Genomic DNA, 20,953 nt, shown 5'->3' with positions numbered 1-20,953 from the left:
GAAAAAAACCTCCCTCATTCTACATACAATTACATGTATCCTGAATTCGGAAGGTTTAACCCTTTTAATGCAGTTCGCTCGGGTCAAGCGGCAAGAGAACGGTCACCGTCGTCCCATGACCGATCTCACTTTCGATAACGAGCTTTCCTTCGTGCGCCTCGATTAACTCCTTAGCAATCGCCAAGCCGAGCCCGCTGCTCCCTTTCGTCACTTGCGCCTGATAGAACATTTCAGTGATGCGCTGCAAGTGTTCCCGTGAAATACCAGGTCCCTCGTCAATAATTGAGATGAACGCGACTCGCTCCGATTGCACGAACCGTATCGTCAACGTCCCACCTTCTGGCGAGAAGCGGATGGCGTTCTCGAGCAAGTTTAAAAATACTTGCTTCAGCCGGTTCTCATCGAACAGTCCGATCGACTTTTGCGGATATCGCTCAATGAGCGTAATCTGTTTGTCTTCGAGCGACTGTTTCAATTGAATCGTCACTTTCCGTAACAACGACACGAGATCAAGTTCTTGCCGATACAAGACGAGCCGGCTCTCTTCAATCTTCGTGTAATCGAGCAGCTGCTCGACGAGCCCGATCATCCGCTCCGTCTCCGAATGGATGATGCTCAAACCGAGCTCAGTCTCGTCCGACACTTTCTCGTCCCCGCCTCGAATCGTCTCCGTCCACCCTTTAATCGAAGTGAGCGGTGTCCGCAATTCGTGCGACACGTTGGATAGAAATTCATTCCGCGTCGACTGGTGCTGCTGGACTTTCGCACCTAAATATGTGAGCGTCCGGGCCAGTGCCCCGAGCTCATGTTTTTCATTGGAATAGACTTCAACATCGAAATCACCTTGTGCCATCTCATCGGCCGTCTCAATGATGTCTCGAATCGGTCGCACGAAGCGGTCTGCAATCCGAATGACAGCATAGAGCGCGACCAGCCAAATCAAGATGCCAATCATGACGACAGCCATCCAAATCTCGCGAATCAACGTGTCAAGGTCGGCGAGCGGCCGCGTGAAGCTGATGGCGAATTCACTCGTCTCTTCCGTGATGATTGGACTCGTCACCGACAAATAGTGATTCCCATCGGCATCGTAGTCTTGGACGACGGACTCGCCTCGAGCGAGATCTTGCAACTGTTCGGTCGAAAAGGCCGCCTGTTGCGCCCGCTGTCCTGTCGTCTTGATGATTTGACCGGTCCGGTCGACAATCGTCAAATCGGTACCGGGATAGCCGAATGTCCGAACGAGCACCGAGAACGCGCTCGGTGTCTCGAATCCGACTTGCGCCTGTGGATACAGATAGGCGCTCGTCGTCGCATGGCTGAGTAGCGCCTCTGATTCATATTCATAGTAATAGCGGTACGTTCCGTACGACAGGACGCTCACGAGCAAGACGAGCACGAACGTCATGACGAGCATAATTCGAATGACGAGCTGTTGCTTCATCCGTCATGTCTCCGCCACTTGTACCCATGCCCCCATAGCGTCTCGATATAAGCCGGGTGACTCGGGTCGTCTTCAATCTTTTGACGGAGACGACGGATGTTGACGTCGACCGTCTTTCTGTCCCCGAAGTAATTGATGCCCCAGACGGCATCTAACAGCGCGTCACGCGATAAGACGACTTCCTCGTTTTGGACGAGGTGACAAATCAAATCGTATTCGGTCGGGGTCAAATCAATCGCCTGCCCATACTTCGTCACTTGCTTCGCCGCCAAATCGATGGCGAACGGTCCGGACTTCAACCGTTTCTTCTCTTTACGCTTCACTTTCTCGACACGGCGCAGGAGTGCTTGAATCCGTGCCACAAGCTCACCTGGGCTAAACGGCTTGGCGATATAATCGTCCGCCCCTCTGCCGAGCCCTTCAATCTTATCTTCTTCAAGCGTGCGTGCCGTCAGCATGATGATGCCGACGTTCTCATCTAAGTCGCGGATGGCGGCGCATGCCTCGAATCCATCCATTTCAGGCATCATCACGTCGAGCAAGACGACATCGAACGGCTCACGGTCGAACGCTGTGACCGCCTCGCGTCCGTTCGTCGCCTCAAAGACGTCAAATCCGGCTCGTTTTAAATTAACGATGATAAAGCTGCGAATCGCATGCTCATCTTCGGCTACTAATATTCGATTCATATATCCACCTCTTCTGAAGTTCACTACTCTACATTATAGTTACGTTTTTGCGACAAGGTTGTCAATTGACCTCAAATCGTATTAGGATGGAGTCATTAGATTCTGAAGGAGGACTCCTTACCATTATGAGTTACAAGATGATTGTTTTAGATATGGACGATACGCTCCTCACGAGCGACCATACAATTTCCGCCAAGACGAAAGCAGCCTTGCTAGATGTACAAGAACGCGGACATAAAGTCGTGCTCGCGAGCGGTCGCCCGACATACGCGATGTGGGATGCCGCCCGTGAACTCGAACTTGCCAAATATGGTAGCTATATTCTCTCATTCAACGGTGCCTCAATCATCAATTGTGAGACGAATGAAGAAATCTTCTCGAGTACGTTGCTTCCGGAAACGGTCGCCCATCTCCATGATATCAGTGTCCGGGAAGAAATCGCGATTCATACGTACATCGGTAACGAAATCGTAACCGATCAACCGAACCCGTATACTGATATCGAAGGTGAATTGACGGGGATGCCGGTCATCCATGTCGCCGATTTCAAAGAAGCGGTCACGACGCCTGTCGTCAAATGTCTCATGCTCGGTGACGGCGACACGCTCGCTCCAATCGAAACGAAACTGCAAGTCGAACTTGAAGGAAAACTTGCTGTCGCGCGTTCAAAACCGTTTTTCCTTGAGTTCACTGAAGCGGGTGTGACGAAAGGGACGAGCCTCGCCTTCCTCGCCGAACACGTCGGAATTGAGCAAGCCCACGTTATCGCTTGTGGTGACGGGAACAATGACCTCACGATGATTGAATGGGCCGGCCTCGGAGTCGCCATGGGCAACGCCAACACGACGGTCAAAGGCAAAGCCGACTTCATCACGAAATCAAACAACGAAGACGGGATTGCCCACGTCATTGAGACGTTCATGGGAACGGTCCTCATTGATCGGTAAGTGAACAAACTGGATTGAACCAAGGAGGAATTACGATGAATAAAGGATTGAAACGAGCAGGACTTGGACTGGTCGGTACGGCTGTCGCCGGTGCCGCCTATGTATTTTTGTCCCCGAAACCGACCTCACGTCTCGTTAAGACCTCATTTGCCGGCGGGAACGAAGTGGCCATCAAAGGGTTTGATGAAGTCGTTCAAAAAACATCGGTCCGGAAAGATATCGACTATCATTCAGCCTATGAGAACGGGACGTTCGACTTGATTCGCTATGAAGGCGAGAAACAAATTGTTCCGACCATCTTTTGGGTGCACGGCGGTTCGTTCGTCGGTGGCGACAAGGCCGACGTCTTCAAATATGCGACGTCAATCGCGAGCAACGGCTATAACGTCGTCAGCGTCAACTACGCCCTTGCCCCTGACGTTACGTATCCCGTCCCGCTCCAGCAGCTTGAAGAAGCATACACGTATATCGCGGAAAACAATGACCGCTTCCGTCTCGACCTCGACCGCGTCTTTTTTGCGGGTGATTCGAACGGTGCCCAACTCGTCGCTCAGTTCGTCGGTATTCAATTGAACGACGACTACGCACCATCGGCCGAAGTGAATCAAGTCGTTCCGAAAACGTCGATCCTCGGCACGATTCTCATGTCAGGTCCTTATGACTTAAAACGAAGCATCATCGAGTCATCGAAGGCGGTCAACCGCTTCTTGTTCAAACGGATTGGTTGGGCTTACTTCGGAACGTACAATTGGGAAGACTTGCCGGTCGTCGCGGAAGCGTCACCGCTCGTCAATATCCCGGCCACGTTCGTTCCGACGTTTATCACCGATGGCAACACCGGTTCGTTCGAGACGCAAGCGAAAGAATTTGCGACGATCCTCTCAGGTCGTGCGGACGTCACGAGCGTCTTTTATGACCGAAACGAGCACACACTCGGCCACGACTACCATTTTGAAATGGATAAGCCGGCAGCCAGTGCAACGTATCGCCGTTTAATCACGTTCTTGCGTGAAACGACGCGTTAAAAAATAATCCCCGCCCATCATTGGGCGGGGATTATTTTTGTCAGTTGAGCAATGCGAGCGCGCGGCCAATCAACTCATGCCGCGACGGTGACGTCTCACGTAACGCGTGCAACCGTTCCGTCAACGCCTGTCGAAGCGCATCAGACTCGACGAGCTCCAAGCATTCGATGTGGAGCAACCAAGCATCGGGATGATCGGCAAGAATCGTCGGCACGAGCTCATCAATCGACTCGCCTTGCTCCCGCATATTGCGGACCTGATTGAACATCGGGTCATCGTTCGTCCATACTCGGGCGTCACGTTCGATCTGGACCGGCTTCTCCAAGATGACGAGTTCTTCAATCTCGGTGCCCGGAAAAATCGACGGCAGCGTATCTTGTCTCACTTCGAGTGTCTCCAGTTTAATCTGTCGTCCTTCGATGGTGATGACGACGTCTTCGAGATGCAACGCCTCTGTCGTCTCGCTGACGACTTGACCGTCTAACCGAATGTCCGCTGTCGCCAACACGTCTTGAAGCGGTCCATCGAGCACGAGCAGGCCATGATTATGCAAGTTCATCAATTGACCGTGATTGACGTTCACACAGTCGTCCCATTGGATGAGGGCATGGGCTCCAGAGCGTGTCACGTGACGAATCACACCGACGCGGTCCGTCCCGTCTTCCAGTCGGACGGTCGATTGACTGCCCGACGCAAGCGCCTTCTCGAGCGAAGCGATCCCACCTTGGTTGACCGCCATCCGTGACTCGAGTTCGTCTAGCGCGTCCTTCAACGCTTCAAAGTCTGGAATGACGAATAACTCGCGTTGCATATTCGTCACGTCTTGCTTCGTCTCGAGGGCATGCTCCAAATTGAATGGATGCTTCGTGACGGCGTCTGTCAAACAGTGACGGCTCTCTCCGACCGAAGATAACAGGCCTGCCCCGTAGATGAGTGGATTGTCTACATCACCGATGAGACCAAACTCGACCGTCCACCAAAAGATGCGGGCGACTTGTTGTGCTTCCGAGAAACCGGTCACTTGGGCTTTGGCCGCATGAACAGACGCTTCGGCTGCCGCAATCTCCTCGTCCGTCGAGTTCGCATTCTCCTTCACGACGGTCAATCGTTTCAGTGCTGCAAACGAGGCATGTTCTTCTCGATTCATGAATGACCTCGCCCCGAGCTGACCGAACCGCTTCACAATCTGTGAAAATTCAGGATCCATCAACATCGGCGCATGGCCGGCCGCCTCGTGGATGATATCCGGTGCCGGACTGTACAAAATATTCTCGACTTTTCGGATATCGGTCGCGACCGGCAACATCCCGTTGCCTTGGAAATCAAAGAAGGCGACGCCTGGAATGAGACCATCGACTGCGACCGTCGACCAACCGGCCGACCGCATCTCTTCGGTCATCTGTTCGACGTTCGGGAGACGCTCAGGTCCCATCCCCGTCTTTTTCAACCCTTCGATGTAAAACGGATGGGCCTTACCTTCAAGCGTGTGCAAGTTCAGTCGCAATACGAAGCGCCAGACAGCATGATCGGTCGGCGTGTACTCGTCGTAGAACTGTGGCGAAATATGAGGGGCCAAATGGCGTGGAATGATTTGTGTGAGCATGATGTTTCCTCCTTTAGTTGACTGAACGTAAAAAAATCCCTATCGATTCACTCGATAGGGACGACTATGCCGCGGTACCACCCTGATTACTAGACGGACGTCTAGTCACTCTACTCCGATAACGGGGGACCGCTCAACAAGTGAGAGCTCGCGAACTGTAATTCGATTCATCCTATGGGCGTGTTCACAGCACCACACGCTCTCTGGGCCAGGGAAGATGTCTCTACTTCGGTTCGGTCATTGCTTTTATACTGTTATACAGTTATGCTTCTATGCACATTCGCTTTTAAGCGCTAAAGTATCTTGTTGCTAGTAACGATAACAGACGATTCGGACGCCGTCAACAAAAAAACAGTCCGCATCTGCAGACTGTCACAAACACCAATCGATTTCATGTTGTCCCCACTCACTCAACTTCGCATTCACTTGCGAGAATGGCTTCGATCCGAAAAAGCCGCGATGCGACGAGAGCGGACTCGGGTGGACCGAGGTCAAGACGGCGTGTTGCGGGCCAATAAATTTCTGTTTCTTCTTCGCGTCGTTCCCCCATAAGATGAACACGAGCGGCTCTTCCCGCTGTCCAAGTCGCTCGATAATGGAATCGGTGAACTGCTCCCAGCCCTGTCCCCGATGCGAACCGGCTTTGCCTGCTTCGACCGTGAGCGCGGTGTTGAGCAGCAACACGCCTTGACGAGCCCATGCTTCTAAATTCCCGCTGGTCGGTACGGGACAGCCGATATCGTCATGCAATTCTTGAAAGATATTTCGAAGCGACGGTGGGAAACGTACACCGTCTTGGACCGAGAAACTCAGTCCATGCGCTTGGTTTGGCCCATGGTATGGATCTTGTCCGAGAATGACGCATTTGACGTCCTTGAACTTCGTATAGACGAACGCATTCCAAATGTCTTCTCGGGCCGGATATACGGTCGATGACGCATACGCCTCATCGACGAACGCTTTCAAGTTAGTAAAATAAGGCTCGGCCATCTCGGATGCGATGATGTCGCTCCAATCCCCGAGCAGGCGATTTGATAACTGTTCTCCCATGTGTTTCTCCCCTTTCCGTCTTATCATACCCGAATCGATGGCACACAAAAAGGCGAGCCCGATTGGACTCGCCTTGATCATTATACTGTGACTGCGCCTGCGACTTCTTTCGCAAGTGCTTCGGCTTTCGCTTTTGCGTCAGCAACGATTTCTTCGATTTTGTCTGGGTATTGGTTCATGCCTTCAACTGGAAGTGTCGTCACTTCTGTCACGCCTACGAATGCGAGTGCTTGACGAAGGTATGCGTCTGCGAAGTTGAGGTCTGTACCTGTGTAGATTCCACCCGTACCTTGGATGTGGATCGCTTGTTTGTTCTCGAGAAGACCGACTGGGCCTTGTTCTGTATAACGGAACGTTTTACCAGCAGTCAATACGCTGTCGAGGAACATTTTCATGCGAGCTGGGAAGAAGAAGTTCCACATCGGTGTTGCGAACACGTACATGTCAGCTTCCATGAACTTCTCGAGCATGCCGTTCATCGTCGCGACTTTAGCCGCTTCGACGTCAGTGAGGGCTTCGCCTGAAGCGAATTTGCCCCATGCACTGAGGACGTCGCCGTCGATTTCTTGAACATCGACATCGTATAATTCGATCGCTTCGACTTCGAGTGACGCATTCTCGTTCGTGAGTGTCGTCATGAACGTTTCTGCGACTTGTTTGCTGTATGACAATTCTGTTGGTTTCGGGTTAGCCGATACGTATAATACCTTTTTCATAAATGGGTTCCTCCATAAGTGTGATCTCTATTTTTGTAACAACAGTTAGAACTATATCATCTGTATATCTCACAGTCAATTAGTTTAACTTCAAGATAAATGGCCAAAAATAAACAGGCAGGTGTTATTTGCCTGCCGCGTTATAACCGACTCGTTTCAATAAATCGATTAACTGTTCAGTCTCTTGGTCGCTAAGGGGACCATAGATGTCTTTAAAAATCTCGATATGCTCTGGATAGACGACGTCCATCAAGCGCTTACCTTCCTCTGTCAACGAGGCGTATGTGACGCGTCGGTCAGACGGGCAAGCCACACGCTCAATTAAGCCACGTTTTTCAAGCTTATCAATCACGTACGTGACGCTTCCGCTCGTAATCAAAATTTGGTCTCCGATTTGCTGGAGCGGGGTATCCCCTCGTTTATACAAGACGGATAAAACACCGAACTCTGTTGAATTCAATTGGTGGCGTCGTAAATCGTCCTTCACACGGTCACTGATTGCGTCCATCGCTCGTGCCAAGACGATCCATGCCTTCAATTCGAGTGATTCAATCATGTCGGTTTCACCTCAATTCGTTCATCATTTACCTTTAGTATAGCAGGACATGAGCAGTATACGGTGGGAAAAACGCTTCGTCAAGAAACTTCTTCATTGTCGCCTCTGTCTGAAACGTATAGAATGGAATTATTGCGATTTTTAGAAAGGGTGGACGGTATGCGTGAGTATTACGAGATTTCATTGACGATTAAACAAGCCTATTTGAGTACGGTCATCGAGTTGTTGAACCGGGAAGGGATCGCCCCAGACTATGCGCTCGAAAAAGAAGGCGCGGTCTTTTTACTATTCAATCACTTGCCATGGCCGAACGTCACGCGCGAACCCCATGCGGTCGAACGCTTCTTATTGACGTTGTCGCGTGAGGACTACTTGTTCGTCAAAACGAAACGTAAGTCCCCCGTCCCTGACCATGAACCGGTCGCCTGCATGGGTGCATTCGATTCGCCGTTCCATGAACATTTGAAGATTGAACTCGCCGTCGACGAATCAGATGCTAGCCACCTTGATATGTCGGCATTCCGCCATTATTAAACAACACGTCTGTGTTGTTTTTTTATGACTAGCCTCGCCACAGGACGGGAATACATGACAATATCTGAATGTGAAAAGGGGAATGTACTTTGATGGATACAGTCATGTTAATCGTCAACCCGTCGTCTGGGAAAGAGTTAGGGAAAGAACACGCCGCGGCCGCGGAGGAGGTCTTGCGAGAGCGTTACGGCAACGTCGATGTCCGGTTCACGGAGAAAGCAGACGATGCCACACATTTTGCGAAAGAAGCGGCATCGAAACAATATAAAGCTGTCATCGCGATGGGTGGCGACGGGACACTAAACGAGGCCGTAACGGGGCTCGCCGAAGCCGATCATCGTCCTGATTTCGGCATCATCCCGCTCGGTACCGTCAACGATCTCGCACGCGCGCTCGGTGTCCCTAGCGACCCCGCAGATGCCATCGAGGCGCTCAAGACGGCGCAACCGACACCGATGGATATCGGTAAATACGAGAACGGCTACTTCATGAACGTCATCGCGATCGGCCTCATCGCCGAGGCTGTCGACGAGGTCAGTGTCGAAGAGAAGACAAAATGGGGCCCGTTCGCCTACTTGATTGAAGGAATCAAAGCGTTCCGTGAGCATAGTCCATACGCCTTGTCGGTCCAAGCCGAAGAGCACACGTTCGATGGAGACGCCTATTTGGTCGTCATCGCCCTCACGAACTCGGTCGGCGGGTTTGAAAACTTTGAACCGGACGCCGAACTGAACGATGGGTTACTTCACGTCTATCTGTTTGAGAACCTCGGCTTTAAAGACGCCATCCAACTCGCGCCGGCCCTCTTCACCGGCAAGTTGAAAGAGACGGACAGCGTCACGTCCTTCACGACGAAACGGGTCCATGTCGACTCGCCAGAATCACTTCCGGTCAATGCCGACGGAGATACGGGCGGTAAACTCCCGCTCACGTTCGAAGTGCTTCCGAGCCACCTCAACGTCTTGAAGCCGATTCAGTAAAAAGGGGACTTTTCAGTTCGAGGGCAAAGAAGGATGCCTGAAAGGAGGGGAACTCGATGCCCATCTCGCTCGTCCCATTGCGAGAAGCGTCCGACGCCATCGTCGCGACGTTCAATCGTTGGAATAACGATCCCGCCATCGTCCATTTGATTCGTCCGGCCCGATCCGAAGCCGAACTCGTCGCGGAACACCACATGACGGTCGCAGACTTGACGGAACGTCTGGACACGCACGATATTTTCTTGATTTACGACGATGATCGGCTCATCGGCGAGGTGAACGTCATCTATGACGCCCCGCACTTGTATGACAAAGAACGCGGCAGCGCTTGGCTTGGTCTGGTCATCGGTGAACAGACAGGTCGCGGGAAAGGCGTCGGCACCGCAGCCCTCACGTTGTTGGCAAATTGACTTCGTGCCCAAGGTGTGCCACGCATCGAGCTAGGTGTGTTCGGATTCAACGAAGCGGCGCATCGCCTCTATCAAAAGCTCGGTTATCACGAAATTGCCCGTATCGAGGCATTCACGTACTGGGACGGTCAATTTTGGCCGGATATCCGGATGGAAAAACGATTGGATTGAATAAGGCCTTCCTCGCATCGAGGAAGGCCTTTCGTCAGTTATTTAAATTCTCGACTTCGACGACGCGGAACCCTTTTTGTTCGAGTTTGGCGACAATCTTGTCTTTTGTCTTCTCGTCACAGTCCGGCGGCAACGTGATTAACACACGACGCAACACCTTGCTCTTGGCGTCAAGCGTCATAAGGCTGGCGATTGATGAATATTTGCTGATGACTTTCGTGATTTTCTCGAGCGCCCCTGCCTGCTCACTGAGTGCAATCGTGACGACATAACTCCCCGTGTCACGGCTCCATGCCTCTTCGAGCATGCCGAGCATCTTCCCGTGTGGCAAAATCCCGTAAAATTCGTTGCTCTCGTCTTTCAAGACCGCGATATACGGAAGTTCTTTGATTGAGAAGAAGACTTTGAAAAAGCCGTCTGACTCGTGGACGTACTTTTGTGTGTTCTTGATGAGTTCCATGACGTTATCGTCTAGGCTCGCCCCGCTCATCCCGTGGCGATAAATATGCATTTTATAAATATTACCGCGGAAAAACGTTCCCGTCTCATCGAGTACAGGGACACAACGGTATCCTGTCTTTTCGAGCGTGTCGAGCGCCTCGCGCAATGTCGCCTTTTCACTGATTGTGACGACATCTTTCTTCGGAATGCATAAGCTATGCACTAACATGCGGTTTTCCTCCTAGCCAATTGAAAGTGGTCTACACCCTATTCATTACTATTCCCCAAATACGATTGAAATCCTGCCATCAATTTTCAAAACTTATTCCGGTCTGAATGCGACCTCGGGATTTGTCGTAACGCCAAAAAGTCGTTATAGTGAAACTATCCAAACAGACAAAGGGGATTGAACGACTATGACGATGAAAAAAGCTTTAACAATCGCTGGCTCGGATACGAGTGGCGGTGCAGGCATCCAAGCTGACTTGAAAACGATGGAAGAGCTCGGTGTTTACGGCATGACCGCCCTCACGGTCATCGTGGCTCAAGACCCACATAACGCGTGGCATCACGAAGTGTTCCCGATCGACACGACATTGATCGAGAAACAGATTGATACGGTCCTCGCTGGGATTGGTGTCGATGCTGTCAAGACAGGTATGCTCCCGACTCCAGAGATTATCGAACTCGCTGCCCGTAAAATTAAAGAGTACGGCATCCAAAACGCGGTCGTCGACCCAGTCATGGCATGTAAAGGTGCCGACGAGATTCTCAACCCGGACGTCGCGGTCGCGATGCGCAAGCACCTCGTGCCGGTCGCTAAAATCATCACACCAAACTTGTTCGAGGCGCGTATGCTCGCTGGCCTCGATAAGACACCTTCAACGATGGAAGAAATCAAAGAGGCTGCTCGCTTGATCCATGAACTCGGCGCTGAAATCGTCATCGTCAAAGTCGGTGGCAAGCTCGGCTTCGACACAGCATTCGACGTGCTTTACGACGGCAACGAGTATCGCCTCCTCGAGAGCGAAAAAATCGACCCTGCCTTCACACACGGCGGCGGCTGCACGTTCTCGTCAGCTATCGCGGCGTCACTCGCGAACGGTCACTCGGTCGATGAAGCCATCGAAATCGGAAAAGAGTTCATCACGGAAGCGGTCCGTCATTCGTTCCGCCTCAACCAATACGTTGGGCCAACGAACCATACCGGTTACCGCAAAAAACTAGCAACACAATCATAACGGGTGGCCCGGGACGCATGTCTCGGGTCATCGTTTCCATTGGAGGGAACCGCGTGAAATCAATTCAACCTACAACCATCCAGACTTATTTGGACGCGCATGTATCCATGCCGCTCTATGTCCATGTCGAGACGACGAACGGGGCGTATGCGACGCATAACGACCCTGATTTCCATAACGCCGGTATGTTCATTCGCAACGTCGTCATCGAATATAGCATCGGCCAAATCAAGGGTGATGGACCATACCGGGTCGGCTTGAAATTCGATCACGGTTGGCTTTACGTCGAAGGTTTGACCGACTACGAACAGCACGGAGACCAGCTCCTGCTCGCCGGCCATGATCGTCTCGGACGTCTCGCCTGCGCCTTACACTTAGACATCAAACCGCTCCCGCAAGGAGCCTCGGAGGTGGAAAGCCAATGAATGGACCATTACTCGTTATTTTTCCGCATCCCGATGATGAAGCGTTCAGCTCGGCCGGGACGATTATCCAACACCATAAACACGGATTCCCGGTCACGTACGTCTGCCTGACGCTCGGTGAGATGGGCCGCAATATGGGTTCGCCGATTTTCACGACGCGTGAAGAGTTGCCGAAAATTCGTAAACATGAGCTCGAGGAAGCGTGTGCCGTCATGGGCATCGATGACCTCCGCATGTGGGGACTTCGCGACAAAACCGTCGAATTCGAAGACGAAGCGGAACTGGCGGCACGTTTCAGCGCCTTAATCGAGGAAGTACAGCCGGCACGCGTTATCTCCTTCTATCCGGGTTACGCCGTCCACCCTGATCACGAGGCGACGGCACGTGCGGTCGTCCGAGCGTTGCAAGACATCGATGCCTCGAAGCGTCCTGAATTTTTAGGAGTCGCGTTCGACCATCGCACCGACGCCGAACTCGGAAAACCGCACGTAGTCATCGAAGTCGGTCAAGAGAGCACGGCGAAGCGTGAGGCGTTGCTCGCCCACCGTTCACAGACGGAAGGCCTGTTACGCGCCATCGACAACGCAGAAAACGCCCACGTCATGGAGTTACTCCAACGTGAGCGCTTCTATCACTATCCGTTCTCATGATTCATAGGCAAGGCGTGTCACGTACAATAATGTACCGACAGCTCCTAAGCCGATTAACGTTCCCAATACGACAACGATATGTTCCATGTTCTCACCTCTACTTGGTTATACGAACTTGATGGATCATTGGTTTCAAAGCGCATGTGCTGACATGCGCTTTTTTTCTTAGAAGTACAAGAAGTAAATCACAGCCGCCAACACGATGCGATAAATCGCGAACGGCGTCAACTTCACTTTGTTGATCAACTTCAAGAAGAACTTAATCGACAAGAGCGCGAACAAGAACGCGCTAATGAATCCGACAACGAAGACCGGTAGGGTCGCCATCGTAAAGTACTCCCATTTGCTGTAGAGCGACAGCGCACTAGCACCGAACATGATCGGTACGGCCATGATGAATGTAAAATCTGCCGCGGCCCGGTGACTCATCCCTAAGAGGACACCGCCCGAGATGGTCGACCCTGAGCGTGAAAAACCTGGCCAGAGCGAGAAACATTGAATCAAGCCGACACCGAGCGCTTGTTTATACGAAATCTCATCGAGCGTTGCTGTCGTTTGACGCTTCACGCCTGACAAATCCGCGGCAATCATGAAGAATGCTCCGATGACGAGTCCGATTAAAACGGTCTTGATCGAGAACAAGTTCTCGTCGATATAGTCTTCAAACAATAGCCCGAGCACGCCTGCCGGGAGCAGACCGATGAAGATATGCAGCAAGTTCAGTTTCTTTGTCGGCCCGCTGCTGCGAATCGCGAGCAACTCCTTCGGATTCAACAACTCTTTGAATCGATTTCGAAATACGACGATGACCGCTAAAATCGAACCGAGCTGAATTACGATCTTAAATGTGTTCGCCACCTCTTGACCGAGGAAGCTGCTCGAGTTGAGCCACAGGTCATCCACGAGAATCATATGTCCCGTTGACGATACCGGAGCAAACTCTGTCAGTCCTTCGACGACGCCTAGCAAAAAGCCAATAAATAATTCATACCATTCCATTGTTTATCTCCTACTCCAGTATTGTTTCTTATCATACACAAATTTATTCTCAACCGCCCTAGGTCTTGAGACGTAAAAAAAGAGGACGCTTCAGGAAGCATCCTCTTTCCACGCTCTGACCGTGACAATCGCTTGATGCACACAAACGGTAATCCCGATGAACAAAAAGGCGGCGAACAGCGTCACCCCTGCCCCGACGGCAAACACGAGCCCGAACAGGATGATGCCGCCATGCAGCAACATCGAGACGGACGATTCCGTCGTCGCCCGAATCGTGGACGGGACACGGTGGTGCAACGCCCCGAGATAGAGCGGTTCAACGATCCCGATGAGACAGGCCATTCCGACCATCATCACGAGACCGGTCGGCCCTGGATACAGACCGAGGATGACAAAGCCAATACCGATGCCCCAGCCAATCCAGCGCAACCAACGCTCGGCCGTGGCGAAACGTAACAGCACCGGTGCGATCAACTGTCCAGGTATTTGGATGAGCAGTAGAATCGTTGATAGCATCCCGAACCAATAAAGCGGAAGCGCGACGTCGCGCGCATACAACTGCCAGAACTCATCGATAAAATTGAACGCACTAATGGTCACAACAAACAACGACGTTACGATAAACACGCGACGATGTTGCCGAATAAAGCGGAAACCGGCCGCGATGTCCGCCCACATCAACCGTTCGTCCGATACGACTCGCTTTGTTTCAATCAGACCGAGGCTGCATGTCGTCGCGATGAACAAACTGACAATCGACAGCACGTAATTCAGCTCAAACGGGAAGCGTGTCGCCAACAGACTGCCACTGAGAGCCGCGAGCACGGCTGCGACGATTCCGATGACGTTCAATCGACCGACTGTACGTTCAAACGTTCCCGCCTTTCCGTCCTGTTCGAGCGTCTCATACAGCAACGCATTCTCGGCCCCGCTTCGAAACGCCGCTCCAATGCCTGACAAGCCGATGGCGACAGCAAACCCGACAAACGAGAACGACAACAGTAGAACGATAAACGATAGACATTCCAACCCGACCCCGATCTGCATCAGCCGCCGCCGCTCAAATCGGTCGGCGAGGACACCCGTCGGCACTTCAAGCATCACGACGAGGACGGCGTAAATCATTTCGAGATAGACAACCTCTTGAATCGTGATCGTCCGCGACTCCCAAAACAGACGTTCAATCGTGTAGGCTGGGATGAGCGCATCGAACCAACGCATCCAACCAAGCAACACAACGTTTCGACCGACTTAACTAGGTGAACGTGCTCTTTTCATCATACATCTCCTCCTTGTTTGTCTATTCCCGCTGACACAAAAAAAAAGCCACGGAAACATTCCGTGGCCTGCACATTATTTAAGCAGATTGAGCATCTCGCGATTGAACGCCGGGATGTCGTCCGGTTGACGGCTCGTCACGAGCTGTTCTTGGCAGACGACGACTTCTTTGTCCGCATACTTCGCTCCAGCGTATTCCATGTCGACTTTAATCGACTTGTAGCCCGTCGCATCGCGGCCTTCGAGCGTCTTCGCCGTAATCAACAGCTGTGGTCCGTGACAAATGGCGAACACCGGCTTTTTCGCGTCCATGAACGCTTTCGCGAACTGGACGAAACGGTCATCTTCGCGCAATAAATCAGGTGAGAATCCGCCCGGTAAGAGCAGTGCGTCAAAGTCTTCTGGTGAGACGTCGTCGATGGCTTTGTCGATTGTGACCTTCGACTCCCCTTGTTTGCCTTCGACTGTATTCCCAGCTTTCTTTTCAATCGTGACAACTTCGTGCCCCGCTTCCACCAATGCGTCGCGTGGACCCGTGAACTCTACGTCTTCAAACATGTCTGTGATTAGCGTTGCTACTTTTGCCATATTGAAACACTCCCTCATTATTTTTAAGCACATAGGGAGTGTTCCACAACTAACCGGACCATAAACATTCAGCGAAACTTGGAGACGTACGGATTGGTCCGTTCGAAGAAGCGATACGGATAGTCACGCGCTTCGCCCGTGTTCGGAATCCCGATGCGCGGACCGGCCTCGATGTCTGGAATGACTTCCCCTTCGACGATATAGAGCGGTTCATGTTGGAGCGAATGCCCGTACAAGTCCATCGTGATCCCGAGCGCTTTCGTCAGTTTCCCAGGACCGTTCGTCTGATCGAACCGTTTGATGCCAGGACGATGCATGTCGATAATCGCCTGTCCTTCAATCGGCTCGATGGCTCGGATGAGGACGGCTTCCGGCGTGCCGACCGGACCGCTCACGACGTTCAAGAGTGTATGCGTGTGCATCTGATACGTATAGACGTGTCCCGGCATCCCGAACATGACCTCGGTCCGATTCGTCCGTCTGCCGCCGAAGCTATGGGCCGCTCGATCGATGGCACCAAGGTACGCTTCCGTCTCGACGATTTTCCCGACAATTTGACCGTCGAAATGATTGTGGACGAGATACTTACCAAGCAGCGATCGGGCCAATTCAATCGTCGGTTGTTCATAAAATGATAGGTCGAGTCGTTTCATCGTCATCCCTCCTCCACCTATTTTCTCAAACGTTAGCGCACGGACACAAAAAAAATGCCCTTCGTAGTCAAAGGGAATTCATGATCGGAATCGAATGGTATGACATACGAGAAAGCGAGGCGAAGAAAGATGGGGTATCTTCTAGAGTTAAGACAGACAGTGGGGAGCAGGCCGCTCATCAGTGTCGGGGCGACCATCCTCGTTTTGAACGAATACGGGGAGCTGTTGTTCCAACATCGGTCCGATACGAATGATTGGGGATTGCCCGGAGGCTCGATGGAGTTGAATGAGACGTTAGAAGAAGTGGCCGCTCGTGAATTGAATGAAGAGACAGGGCTTGAAACGAATCAATTTGAACTCGTCGGTGTCTGTTCGGGACCGAAGTTTTACTTCAAGTATCCGAACGGAGACGAAACGCATAGTGTCATCAACCTCTTCCATGCGAAGCGCGTGCAAGGGGCGTTAGCCATGAACGACGGAGAAAGTCTGGACTTGCAGTATTTCTCAAGAGCTGACTTGCCATCGAACATCGAATCGAGGGCTCAGGCGCTCATCGACCAGTTCGGAGATGCGCTATGGGAACTTGAGAGCTCTTTTACTTGAGACACTCAAAAACCATCCAGGACCTTTAATTGTCCTAGATGGTTTTTTTGAGTGATTCGATTAAGATGCGATTCGCATCGTCTCACGCTGCTTTCCCAACTTCACGTATCCGAGAATAATCGAGAAAATCGGGCTGAGCCAGAGGAAGAAGGCGAATGGTGCGTATTCAAGCACCGGCACCCCGAGTGTAGCGGCGAAGAACGCACCCGACACGCCCCATGGGATGAGCGGGTTGATGACCGTCCCACCGTCTTCGAGGGCACGTGACAAGTAACGGGGATCGATGCCGCGATCGATGAACCCTTGCTTGAACGCTTGACCTGGGAGCAAGATTGACAAGTACTGTTCGCCCGCGAGCAAGTTGACGCCAATCGAGCTGAGGACGACCGACAACACCGAGCTGCCTGGTGATTTCAATCGTTCGAGCAACGCATCGACAATCGCTTGGAATACGCCGAGCTCACGGAGCAAGCCACCGAACGCGAGCGCAATCAAGACGAGACTGACCGACCAGAGCATCGACTCGAGTCCGCCACGATCGAGCACAGCTGCAATCGTCTCGTTCTCGACACCCGACTTGAACCCGGCCTGCATGACACCGAACCAGTTTGTGACGTTCCAGTTGCCTTGAACGAAACCAGCCGTCAACACTCCGGCGAACATCCCGACGAGCATCGTCGGCAAGACCGGCATGCGACGGAACGCAAGCACCGCGACGAGAACCGGCGCGAGAAGCGTCAACCATGACAAGTTGAATCGTCCAGCGAGTGCCGCCTGCGCTTCAGCGATTTGCGTCGTATCCGCCGCTTGACCGCTCCGACCGAGAAGCGTGAACAAGACGAGGGTGATGAGGATGGCCGGTACGGTCGTCCCCATCATAAAGCGGATATGGTCGAATAGTTTGACACCAGCCACGGCCGGTGCAAAGTTCGTCGTATCCGATAGCGGACTCATCTTGTCACCGAAGAGTGCACCCGAAACGATGGCCCCGGCCGCGAGCGCCGGAGAGATCCCGAGCGCCATCCCGATTCCGAACAAGGCGACCCCGACCGTACCGACTGTCGTGAAGGCACTACCCGTGAACGACGAGACGATCATCGTGATGAGCAGGACGCTCGGCAAGAACCATTGTGCTGAAATTGTATCTAAACCGATGGAGAGGATTGTCGCCACCGTGCCAGACATTTGCCATACGCCAATCAACATCCCGATCAACAGTAAAATCAAGACCGGCATGATGGCTTCACGAATCCCGCTAATCATCGCCGCTTCAATTTGTTTGAAATCACGCGTCCGATAATACGCGTAACCCCCTATTAATACCATTGTGCCAAAGATCGCCATATGTGGCGTCGCTTTGGCCAAAAACATCAGTGCGAGCAGGGAAATACCGCTCATCAGCACGACGAATACAGCCTCTTTTCCTTTCATCTGCATCGACGTCCCCTCCTTTCAGTTTCATCATTTTCTACCCAACCGCTTAAACGCTTTTATGCGCGAAAGTGTTTCAGTGATGTTCTTTACTATACCTGCTTCTCTTTTCCCTGTCAAACGTCTTTTTATGGTAAAGTAAACGCTCGAGGGTGACCTCCGGAGTTCGTAACCTCCTCCGACATCAAAACTAGCGAAAAAGGAAGTGTGCACGTTGCAACACGAAAAAGCATTGGTCGTCTTTAGTGGCGGTCAAGATTCAACCACCTGCCTATTTTGGGCAAAACAACAATTCTCTCATGTGGAAGCGGTGACGTTCGCCTACGGGCAACGCCATGACGCGGAAATCGAGGTCGCAAAAGAGATTGCGGCCGAACTCGATGTCCCGCACCACGTCCTCGACTTGTCCTTACTTGGACAACTCACCTCTAATGCGCTCACGAGACATGATCTCGATATCGACAATGCGGACGTCCCAAACACGTTCGTCGATGGACGCAATCACTTATTCTTATCCTTTGCGGCCGTTATGGCCAAACAGCTCGGGATGCATCACATCGTCACCGGTGTATGTGAAACCGACTTCTCCGGTTACCCGGATTGCCGGGACCAATTCGTCAAGTCCTTGAACGTGACGCTCAACTTGGCGATGGACTATCCGTTCGTCATCGACACGCCGCTCATGTGGCTCGATAAAAAGCAGACGTGGGAACTCGCGGATCAGCTCGGTGCGTTCGATTACGTCAAAGAACGGACGCTCACGTGCTATAACGGCATCCTCGGATCAGGTTGCGGCGAATGCCCGGCTTGCGTGCTCCGTCAAAACGGCCTCGCCGCTTATGAGGAGGTACGCGTATGAAGAACGCCCCATTCCTCGCCCCGACGAGTGTCGAAGCCAAACAAGAAGGCTCGCTCATCTATTGTCCGCACCGCGTCCAAATCGTCAAAGAAGTGACGTTCGACGCCGCTCATCACTTGTTCGATTATGACGGCAAATGCCGCGCGCTGCACGGACATACGTATAAATTGCAAATGGGCATCAGCGGTTTTCTCGATAACCGTGGCATGACGCTCGACTTTGGTGATTTAAAAGCCATCTTTAAAGAAGAACTCGAACCATACCTCGACCATCGTTATTTGAATGAGTCGTTACCTTATATGAACACGACTGCCGAAAACATGTGCTACTGGATTTTCGAACAGCTCGCCAAGCACTTGCCTGACGAGCGCGACGTCCGCGTCGAATTCGTCAAACTGTACGAGACGCCGACCTCGTACGCCGAGTTCCGCCGCGAATGGTTGGTGGACTGATGAAAATCCCTGTCCTCGAAGTGTTCGGCCCGACGTTTCAAGGGGAAGGCCGCGCCATCGGGCAAAAGACGATGTTCGTCCGGACCGCCGGTTGCGATTATCGCTGTTCGTGGTGCGACTCCGCCTTCACTTGGGACGGCTCAGAAAAACCTGACATGCTCACAGCCGACGAGGTGATCGAACGGCTCGACGCGCTCGGTGTGTATGACTACGTCACCATCTCGGGCGGCAACCCGCTCCTCATCGCCGCGATGAAAGACTTGGTGACGAAACTGAAGGCGCGTGACGTCAAACTCGCCGTCGAGACGCAAGGCAGTCGCTATCAGGATTGGCTCGCTGACATCGACGACGTGACGCTCAGCCCGAAACCACCGTCTTCCGGCATGACGACCGACTGGGAGAAACTCGACGCCATCGTCGAACGGCTACGTCCCGAACAGACAACGTTCAAAGTCGCCGTCTTCGACGAGATTGACCTCGCCTATGCGAAATCGGTCCAGACGCGCTACACCCCGGACGTCATGTACTTATCGGCCGGCAATCCTGAGCCCGGTGCGGACGGTGACATCACCGACGCCCAGCTCCGTCGCTTAAAAGAACTGTGGGAGGACGTAGCCCGTGACCCGTCATGGCAAAGCGTCCGTGTCCTGCCACAACTGCACACATTACTGTACGCCAACGAACGTGGCGTCTAAGGAGAATACCTATGAGACCAGAAGACTTACAAGACTTGTCGCTCCTCGGACAGAAGAGCGTCCCATACATTTTTGAATACGCACCGGACGTCCTCGAGGCGTTCCCGAACCGTCACCCGGAGAACGACTACTTCGTGAAGTTCAACGCCCCAGAGTTCACGTCACTCTGCCCGATCACGAATCAACCGGACTTCGCGACGATTTACATCTCATACATCCCGGACGAGAAGCTCGTCGAGTCGAAATCGCTCAAGTTGTACTTGTTCAGCTTCCGCAACCACGGCGATTTCCACGAAAACTGCATCAACGTCATCGGGAAAGACCTCGTCAAGTTGATGGAGCCACGTTATCTCGAAGTGTGGGGCAAGTTCACGCCCCGCGGCGGCATCTCGATCGACCCGTACTACAACTACGGAAAACCGGGCACGAAATACGAAAGAATGGCTGAACATCGTTTGTTCAATCACGACTTGTATCCTGAGACAGTCGACAACCGATAAATCAAAAAGTAGG

The 20,953-nt window shown here is 52.4% G+C and carries 26 protein-coding genes and 1 other annotated feature; of the genes, 14 read left to right on the top strand and 12 right to left on the bottom strand.

What is annotated here, in order from left to right; all coding sequences use genetic code 11:
• Window positions 1-64: 64 nt before the first annotated feature.
• Together KNP95_RS09335 and KNP95_RS09330 are read right to left on the bottom strand one after the other, a co-directional pair.
• Entirely contained in the window at window positions 65-1,444 is a 1,380-nt protein-coding gene (locus tag KNP95_RS09335) for a sensor histidine kinase (protein ID WP_214834806.1), read from the bottom strand.
• Window positions 1,441-2,133: a response regulator transcription factor gene (locus KNP95_RS09330; protein WP_021068122.1), complete on the bottom strand. Its 693-nt coding sequence runs from the start codon at window positions 2,131-2,133 to the stop codon at window positions 1,441-1,443. Before KNP95_RS09330 ends, KNP95_RS09335 begins: the two co-directional genes overlap by 4 nt.
• Window positions 2,134-2,258: 125 nt before the next feature.
• On the opposite strand from KNP95_RS09330, the gene KNP95_RS09325 reads away from it, so the two are divergent.
• Window positions 2,259-3,080 carry a Cof-type HAD-IIB family hydrolase gene (locus tag KNP95_RS09325; protein WP_214718464.1) on the top strand — a complete coding sequence of 274 codons (822 nt, stop codon included), beginning with the start codon at window positions 2,259-2,261 and terminating at the stop codon, window positions 3,078-3,080.
• 35 nt (window positions 3,081-3,115) lie between these two features.
• Complete coding sequence (locus tag KNP95_RS09320; protein ID WP_021068120.1) at window positions 3,116-4,105, top strand: alpha/beta hydrolase; 990 nt, start codon at window positions 3,116-3,118, stop codon at window positions 4,103-4,105.
• 40 nt (window positions 4,106-4,145) lie between these two features.
• Here the strand turns inward: KNP95_RS09320 and KNP95_RS09315 are convergent, their stop codons facing one another.
• The 4 genes from KNP95_RS09315 to KNP95_RS09300 form a co-directional block, all read right to left on the bottom strand.
• Window positions 4,146-5,708, bottom strand: coding sequence for an aromatic amino acid hydroxylase (locus tag KNP95_RS09315; RefSeq protein ID WP_214836774.1), 1,563 nt, complete (start codon window positions 5,706-5,708; stop codon window positions 4,146-4,148).
• A 53-nt stretch (window positions 5,709-5,761) separates the two neighbouring features.
• Window positions 5,762-5,958 (bottom strand) — a binding site (T-box leader).
• Window positions 5,959-6,080: 122 nt separating this feature from the next.
• Window positions 6,081-6,758 (bottom strand): uracil-DNA glycosylase, encoded by a 678-nt coding sequence (locus KNP95_RS09310; RefSeq protein WP_214832893.1) that lies wholly within the window; start codon window positions 6,756-6,758, stop codon window positions 6,081-6,083.
• Between the two features lie 80 nt (window positions 6,759-6,838).
• Window positions 6,839-7,474 (bottom strand): FMN-dependent NADH-azoreductase, encoded by a 636-nt coding sequence (locus tag KNP95_RS09305; protein ID WP_029596264.1) that lies wholly within the window; start codon window positions 7,472-7,474, stop codon window positions 6,839-6,841.
• Between the two features lie 124 nt (window positions 7,475-7,598).
• A complete protein-coding gene (locus KNP95_RS09300) occupies window positions 7,599-8,030 on the bottom strand; it encodes a MarR family winged helix-turn-helix transcriptional regulator (RefSeq protein WP_021068116.1) in 432 nt (143 codons plus the stop codon).
• 159 nt (window positions 8,031-8,189) lie between these two features.
• Here KNP95_RS09300 and KNP95_RS09295 point away from each other — a divergent pair, with 159 nt between their 5' ends.
• From KNP95_RS09295 to KNP95_RS16065, 4 genes are all read left to right on the top strand, one after another.
• Entirely contained in the window at window positions 8,190-8,564 is a 375-nt protein-coding gene (locus KNP95_RS09295; protein WP_021068115.1) for a hypothetical protein, read from the top strand.
• A 92-nt stretch (window positions 8,565-8,656) separates the two neighbouring features.
• Window positions 8,657-9,544, top strand: a complete 888-nt coding sequence (locus tag KNP95_RS09290) for a diacylglycerol/lipid kinase family protein (protein ID WP_021068114.1) — start codon at window positions 8,657-8,659, stop codon at window positions 9,542-9,544.
• Between the two features lie 56 nt (window positions 9,545-9,600).
• Entirely contained in the window at window positions 9,601-9,954 is a 354-nt protein-coding gene (locus KNP95_RS09285) for a GNAT family N-acetyltransferase (RefSeq protein WP_251138518.1), read from the top strand.
• Between the two features lie 15 nt (window positions 9,955-9,969).
• Entirely contained in the window at window positions 9,970-10,125 is a 156-nt protein-coding gene (locus KNP95_RS16065) for a GNAT family N-acetyltransferase (RefSeq protein ID WP_251138517.1), read from the top strand.
• A 34-nt stretch (window positions 10,126-10,159) separates the two neighbouring features.
• Here KNP95_RS16065 and cbpA read toward each other — a convergent pair whose 3' ends face one another.
• The gene (gene cbpA / locus KNP95_RS09280; RefSeq protein WP_021068112.1) at window positions 10,160-10,795 is read right to left on the bottom strand and encodes a cyclic di-AMP binding protein CbpA; all 636 of its coding nucleotides are present in this window, start codon (window positions 10,793-10,795) and stop codon (window positions 10,160-10,162) included.
• Between the two features lie 187 nt (window positions 10,796-10,982).
• On the opposite strand from cbpA, the gene pdxK reads away from it, so the two are divergent.
• The 3 genes from pdxK to bshB2 are packed head-to-tail and all read left to right on the top strand — an operon-like array spanning window position 10,983 to window position 12,882.
• Window positions 10,983-11,807: a pyridoxine/pyridoxal/pyridoxamine kinase gene (gene pdxK / locus KNP95_RS09275; protein WP_021068111.1), complete on the top strand. Its 825-nt coding sequence runs from the start codon at window positions 10,983-10,985 to the stop codon at window positions 11,805-11,807.
• A 53-nt stretch (window positions 11,808-11,860) separates the two neighbouring features.
• Window positions 11,861-12,232 carry a YojF family protein gene (locus tag KNP95_RS09270; RefSeq protein WP_214836771.1) on the top strand — a complete coding sequence of 124 codons (372 nt, stop codon included), beginning with the start codon at window positions 11,861-11,863 and terminating at the stop codon, window positions 12,230-12,232.
• Complete coding sequence (gene bshB2, locus KNP95_RS09265; RefSeq protein ID WP_034805162.1) at window positions 12,229-12,882, top strand: bacillithiol biosynthesis deacetylase BshB2; 654 nt, start codon at window positions 12,229-12,231, stop codon at window positions 12,880-12,882. The genes KNP95_RS09270 and bshB2 overlap by 4 nt, the downstream gene beginning before the upstream one ends.
• Window positions 12,883-13,047: 165 nt before the next feature.
• Here the strand turns inward: bshB2 and KNP95_RS09260 are convergent, their stop codons facing one another.
• The 4 genes from KNP95_RS09260 to KNP95_RS09245 form a co-directional block, all read right to left on the bottom strand.
• Entirely contained in the window at window positions 13,048-13,881 is an 834-nt protein-coding gene (locus tag KNP95_RS09260; protein WP_021068108.1) for an undecaprenyl-diphosphate phosphatase, read from the bottom strand.
• A 90-nt stretch (window positions 13,882-13,971) separates the two neighbouring features.
• Window positions 13,972-15,117: an MFS transporter gene (locus KNP95_RS09255; RefSeq protein WP_353048988.1), complete on the bottom strand. Its 1,146-nt coding sequence runs from the start codon at window positions 15,115-15,117 to the stop codon at window positions 13,972-13,974.
• A 117-nt stretch (window positions 15,118-15,234) separates the two neighbouring features.
• The gene (locus tag KNP95_RS09250) at window positions 15,235-15,747 is read right to left on the bottom strand and encodes a type 1 glutamine amidotransferase domain-containing protein (protein WP_029596270.1); all 513 of its coding nucleotides are present in this window, start codon (window positions 15,745-15,747) and stop codon (window positions 15,235-15,237) included.
• Window positions 15,748-15,815: 68 nt separating this feature from the next.
• Window positions 15,816-16,406 (bottom strand): DNA-3-methyladenine glycosylase, encoded by a 591-nt coding sequence (locus KNP95_RS09245; RefSeq protein ID WP_214836768.1) that lies wholly within the window; start codon window positions 16,404-16,406, stop codon window positions 15,816-15,818.
• A gap of 123 nt (window positions 16,407-16,529) precedes the next feature.
• Between KNP95_RS09245 and KNP95_RS09240 the strand changes: the two genes are divergently transcribed.
• Window positions 16,530-17,003 (top strand): NUDIX hydrolase, encoded by a 474-nt coding sequence (locus KNP95_RS09240; protein ID WP_034805169.1) that lies wholly within the window; start codon window positions 16,530-16,532, stop codon window positions 17,001-17,003.
• A gap of 60 nt (window positions 17,004-17,063) precedes the next feature.
• Here the strand turns inward: KNP95_RS09240 and nhaC are convergent, their stop codons facing one another.
• A complete protein-coding gene (gene nhaC / locus KNP95_RS09235) occupies window positions 17,064-18,440 on the bottom strand; it encodes a Na+/H+ antiporter NhaC (protein ID WP_214832899.1) in 1,377 nt (458 codons plus the stop codon).
• 208 nt (window positions 18,441-18,648) lie between these two features.
• Between nhaC and queC the strand changes: the two genes are divergently transcribed.
• From queC to queF, 4 genes are read left to right on the top strand one after another with little or no spacing between them, the layout of a single operon-like run.
• A complete protein-coding gene (gene queC, locus KNP95_RS09230; protein WP_214836765.1) occupies window positions 18,649-19,293 on the top strand; it encodes a 7-cyano-7-deazaguanine synthase QueC in 645 nt (214 codons plus the stop codon).
• Entirely contained in the window at window positions 19,290-19,745 is a 456-nt protein-coding gene (gene queD / locus KNP95_RS09225) for a 6-carboxytetrahydropterin synthase QueD (RefSeq protein WP_214709252.1), read from the top strand. The genes queC and queD overlap by 4 nt, the downstream gene beginning before the upstream one ends.
• Window positions 19,745-20,440 (top strand): 7-carboxy-7-deazaguanine synthase QueE, encoded by a 696-nt coding sequence (gene queE / locus KNP95_RS09220; protein WP_251128948.1) that lies wholly within the window; start codon window positions 19,745-19,747, stop codon window positions 20,438-20,440. The genes queD and queE overlap by 1 nt, the downstream gene beginning before the upstream one ends.
• An 11-nt stretch (window positions 20,441-20,451) precedes the next feature.
• Window positions 20,452-20,940 (top strand): preQ(1) synthase, encoded by a 489-nt coding sequence (queF, locus tag KNP95_RS09215; protein WP_021068099.1) that lies wholly within the window; start codon window positions 20,452-20,454, stop codon window positions 20,938-20,940.
• Window positions 20,941-20,953 lie beyond the last annotated feature (13 nt).

Source organism: Exiguobacterium sp. s36 (genome assembly GCF_018618345.1).
GTDB lineage: Bacteria > Bacillota > Bacilli > Exiguobacteriales > Exiguobacteriaceae > Exiguobacterium > Exiguobacterium chiriqhucha.
Note: the sequence above shows the minus strand (reverse complement) of the source record. Positions and strands in the feature narration are given on the sequence as shown.

Excerpts from the sequence above, each read along its gene's own strand:
- KNP95_RS09335 (WP_214834806.1), bottom strand. The coding sequence starts at position 1,444 with ATGAAGCAACAGCTCGTCATTCGAATTATGCTCGTCATGACGTTCGTG.
- KNP95_RS09330 (WP_021068122.1), bottom strand. The coding sequence starts at position 2,133 with ATGAATCGAATATTAGTAGCCGAAGATGAGCATGCGATTCGCAGCTTT.
- KNP95_RS09325 (WP_214718464.1), top strand. The coding sequence starts at position 2,259 with ATGAGTTACAAGATGATTGTTTTAGATATGGACGATACGCTCCTCACG.
- KNP95_RS09320 (WP_021068120.1), top strand. The coding sequence starts at position 3,116 with ATGAATAAAGGATTGAAACGAGCAGGACTTGGACTGGTCGGTACGGCT.
- KNP95_RS09315 (WP_214836774.1), bottom strand. The coding sequence starts at position 5,708 with ATGCTCACACAAATCATTCCACGCCATTTGGCCCCTCATATTTCGCCA.
- KNP95_RS09310 (WP_214832893.1), bottom strand. The coding sequence starts at position 6,758 with ATGGGAGAACAGTTATCAAATCGCCTGCTCGGGGATTGGAGCGACATC.
- KNP95_RS09305 (WP_029596264.1), bottom strand. The coding sequence starts at position 7,474 with ATGAAAAAGGTATTATACGTATCGGCTAACCCGAAACCAACAGAATTG.
- KNP95_RS09300 (WP_021068116.1), bottom strand. The coding sequence starts at position 8,030 with ATGATTGAATCACTCGAATTGAAGGCATGGATCGTCTTGGCACGAGCG.
- KNP95_RS09295 (WP_021068115.1), top strand. The coding sequence starts at position 8,190 with ATGCGTGAGTATTACGAGATTTCATTGACGATTAAACAAGCCTATTTG.
- KNP95_RS09290 (WP_021068114.1), top strand. The coding sequence starts at position 8,657 with ATGGATACAGTCATGTTAATCGTCAACCCGTCGTCTGGGAAAGAGTTA.
- KNP95_RS09285 (WP_251138518.1), top strand. The coding sequence starts at position 9,601 with ATGCCCATCTCGCTCGTCCCATTGCGAGAAGCGTCCGACGCCATCGTC.
- cbpA (WP_021068112.1), bottom strand. The coding sequence starts at position 10,795 with ATGTTAGTGCATAGCTTATGCATTCCGAAGAAAGATGTCGTCACAATC.
- pdxK (WP_021068111.1), top strand. The coding sequence starts at position 10,983 with ATGACGATGAAAAAAGCTTTAACAATCGCTGGCTCGGATACGAGTGGC.
- bshB2 (WP_034805162.1), top strand. The coding sequence starts at position 12,229 with ATGAATGGACCATTACTCGTTATTTTTCCGCATCCCGATGATGAAGCG.
- KNP95_RS09260 (WP_021068108.1), bottom strand. The coding sequence starts at position 13,881 with ATGGAATGGTATGAATTATTTATTGGCTTTTTGCTAGGCGTCGTCGAA.
- KNP95_RS09250 (WP_029596270.1), bottom strand. The coding sequence starts at position 15,747 with ATGGCAAAAGTAGCAACGCTAATCACAGACATGTTTGAAGACGTAGAG.
- KNP95_RS09245 (WP_214836768.1), bottom strand. The coding sequence starts at position 16,406 with ATGACGATGAAACGACTCGACCTATCATTTTATGAACAACCGACGATT.
- KNP95_RS09240 (WP_034805169.1), top strand. The coding sequence starts at position 16,530 with ATGGGGTATCTTCTAGAGTTAAGACAGACAGTGGGGAGCAGGCCGCTC.
- nhaC (WP_214832899.1), bottom strand. The coding sequence starts at position 18,440 with ATGCAGATGAAAGGAAAAGAGGCTGTATTCGTCGTGCTGATGAGCGGT.
- queD (WP_214709252.1), top strand. The coding sequence starts at position 19,290 with ATGAAGAACGCCCCATTCCTCGCCCCGACGAGTGTCGAAGCCAAACAA.
- queE (WP_251128948.1), top strand. The coding sequence starts at position 19,745 with ATGAAAATCCCTGTCCTCGAAGTGTTCGGCCCGACGTTTCAAGGGGAA.
- queF (WP_021068099.1), top strand. The coding sequence starts at position 20,452 with ATGAGACCAGAAGACTTACAAGACTTGTCGCTCCTCGGACAGAAGAGC.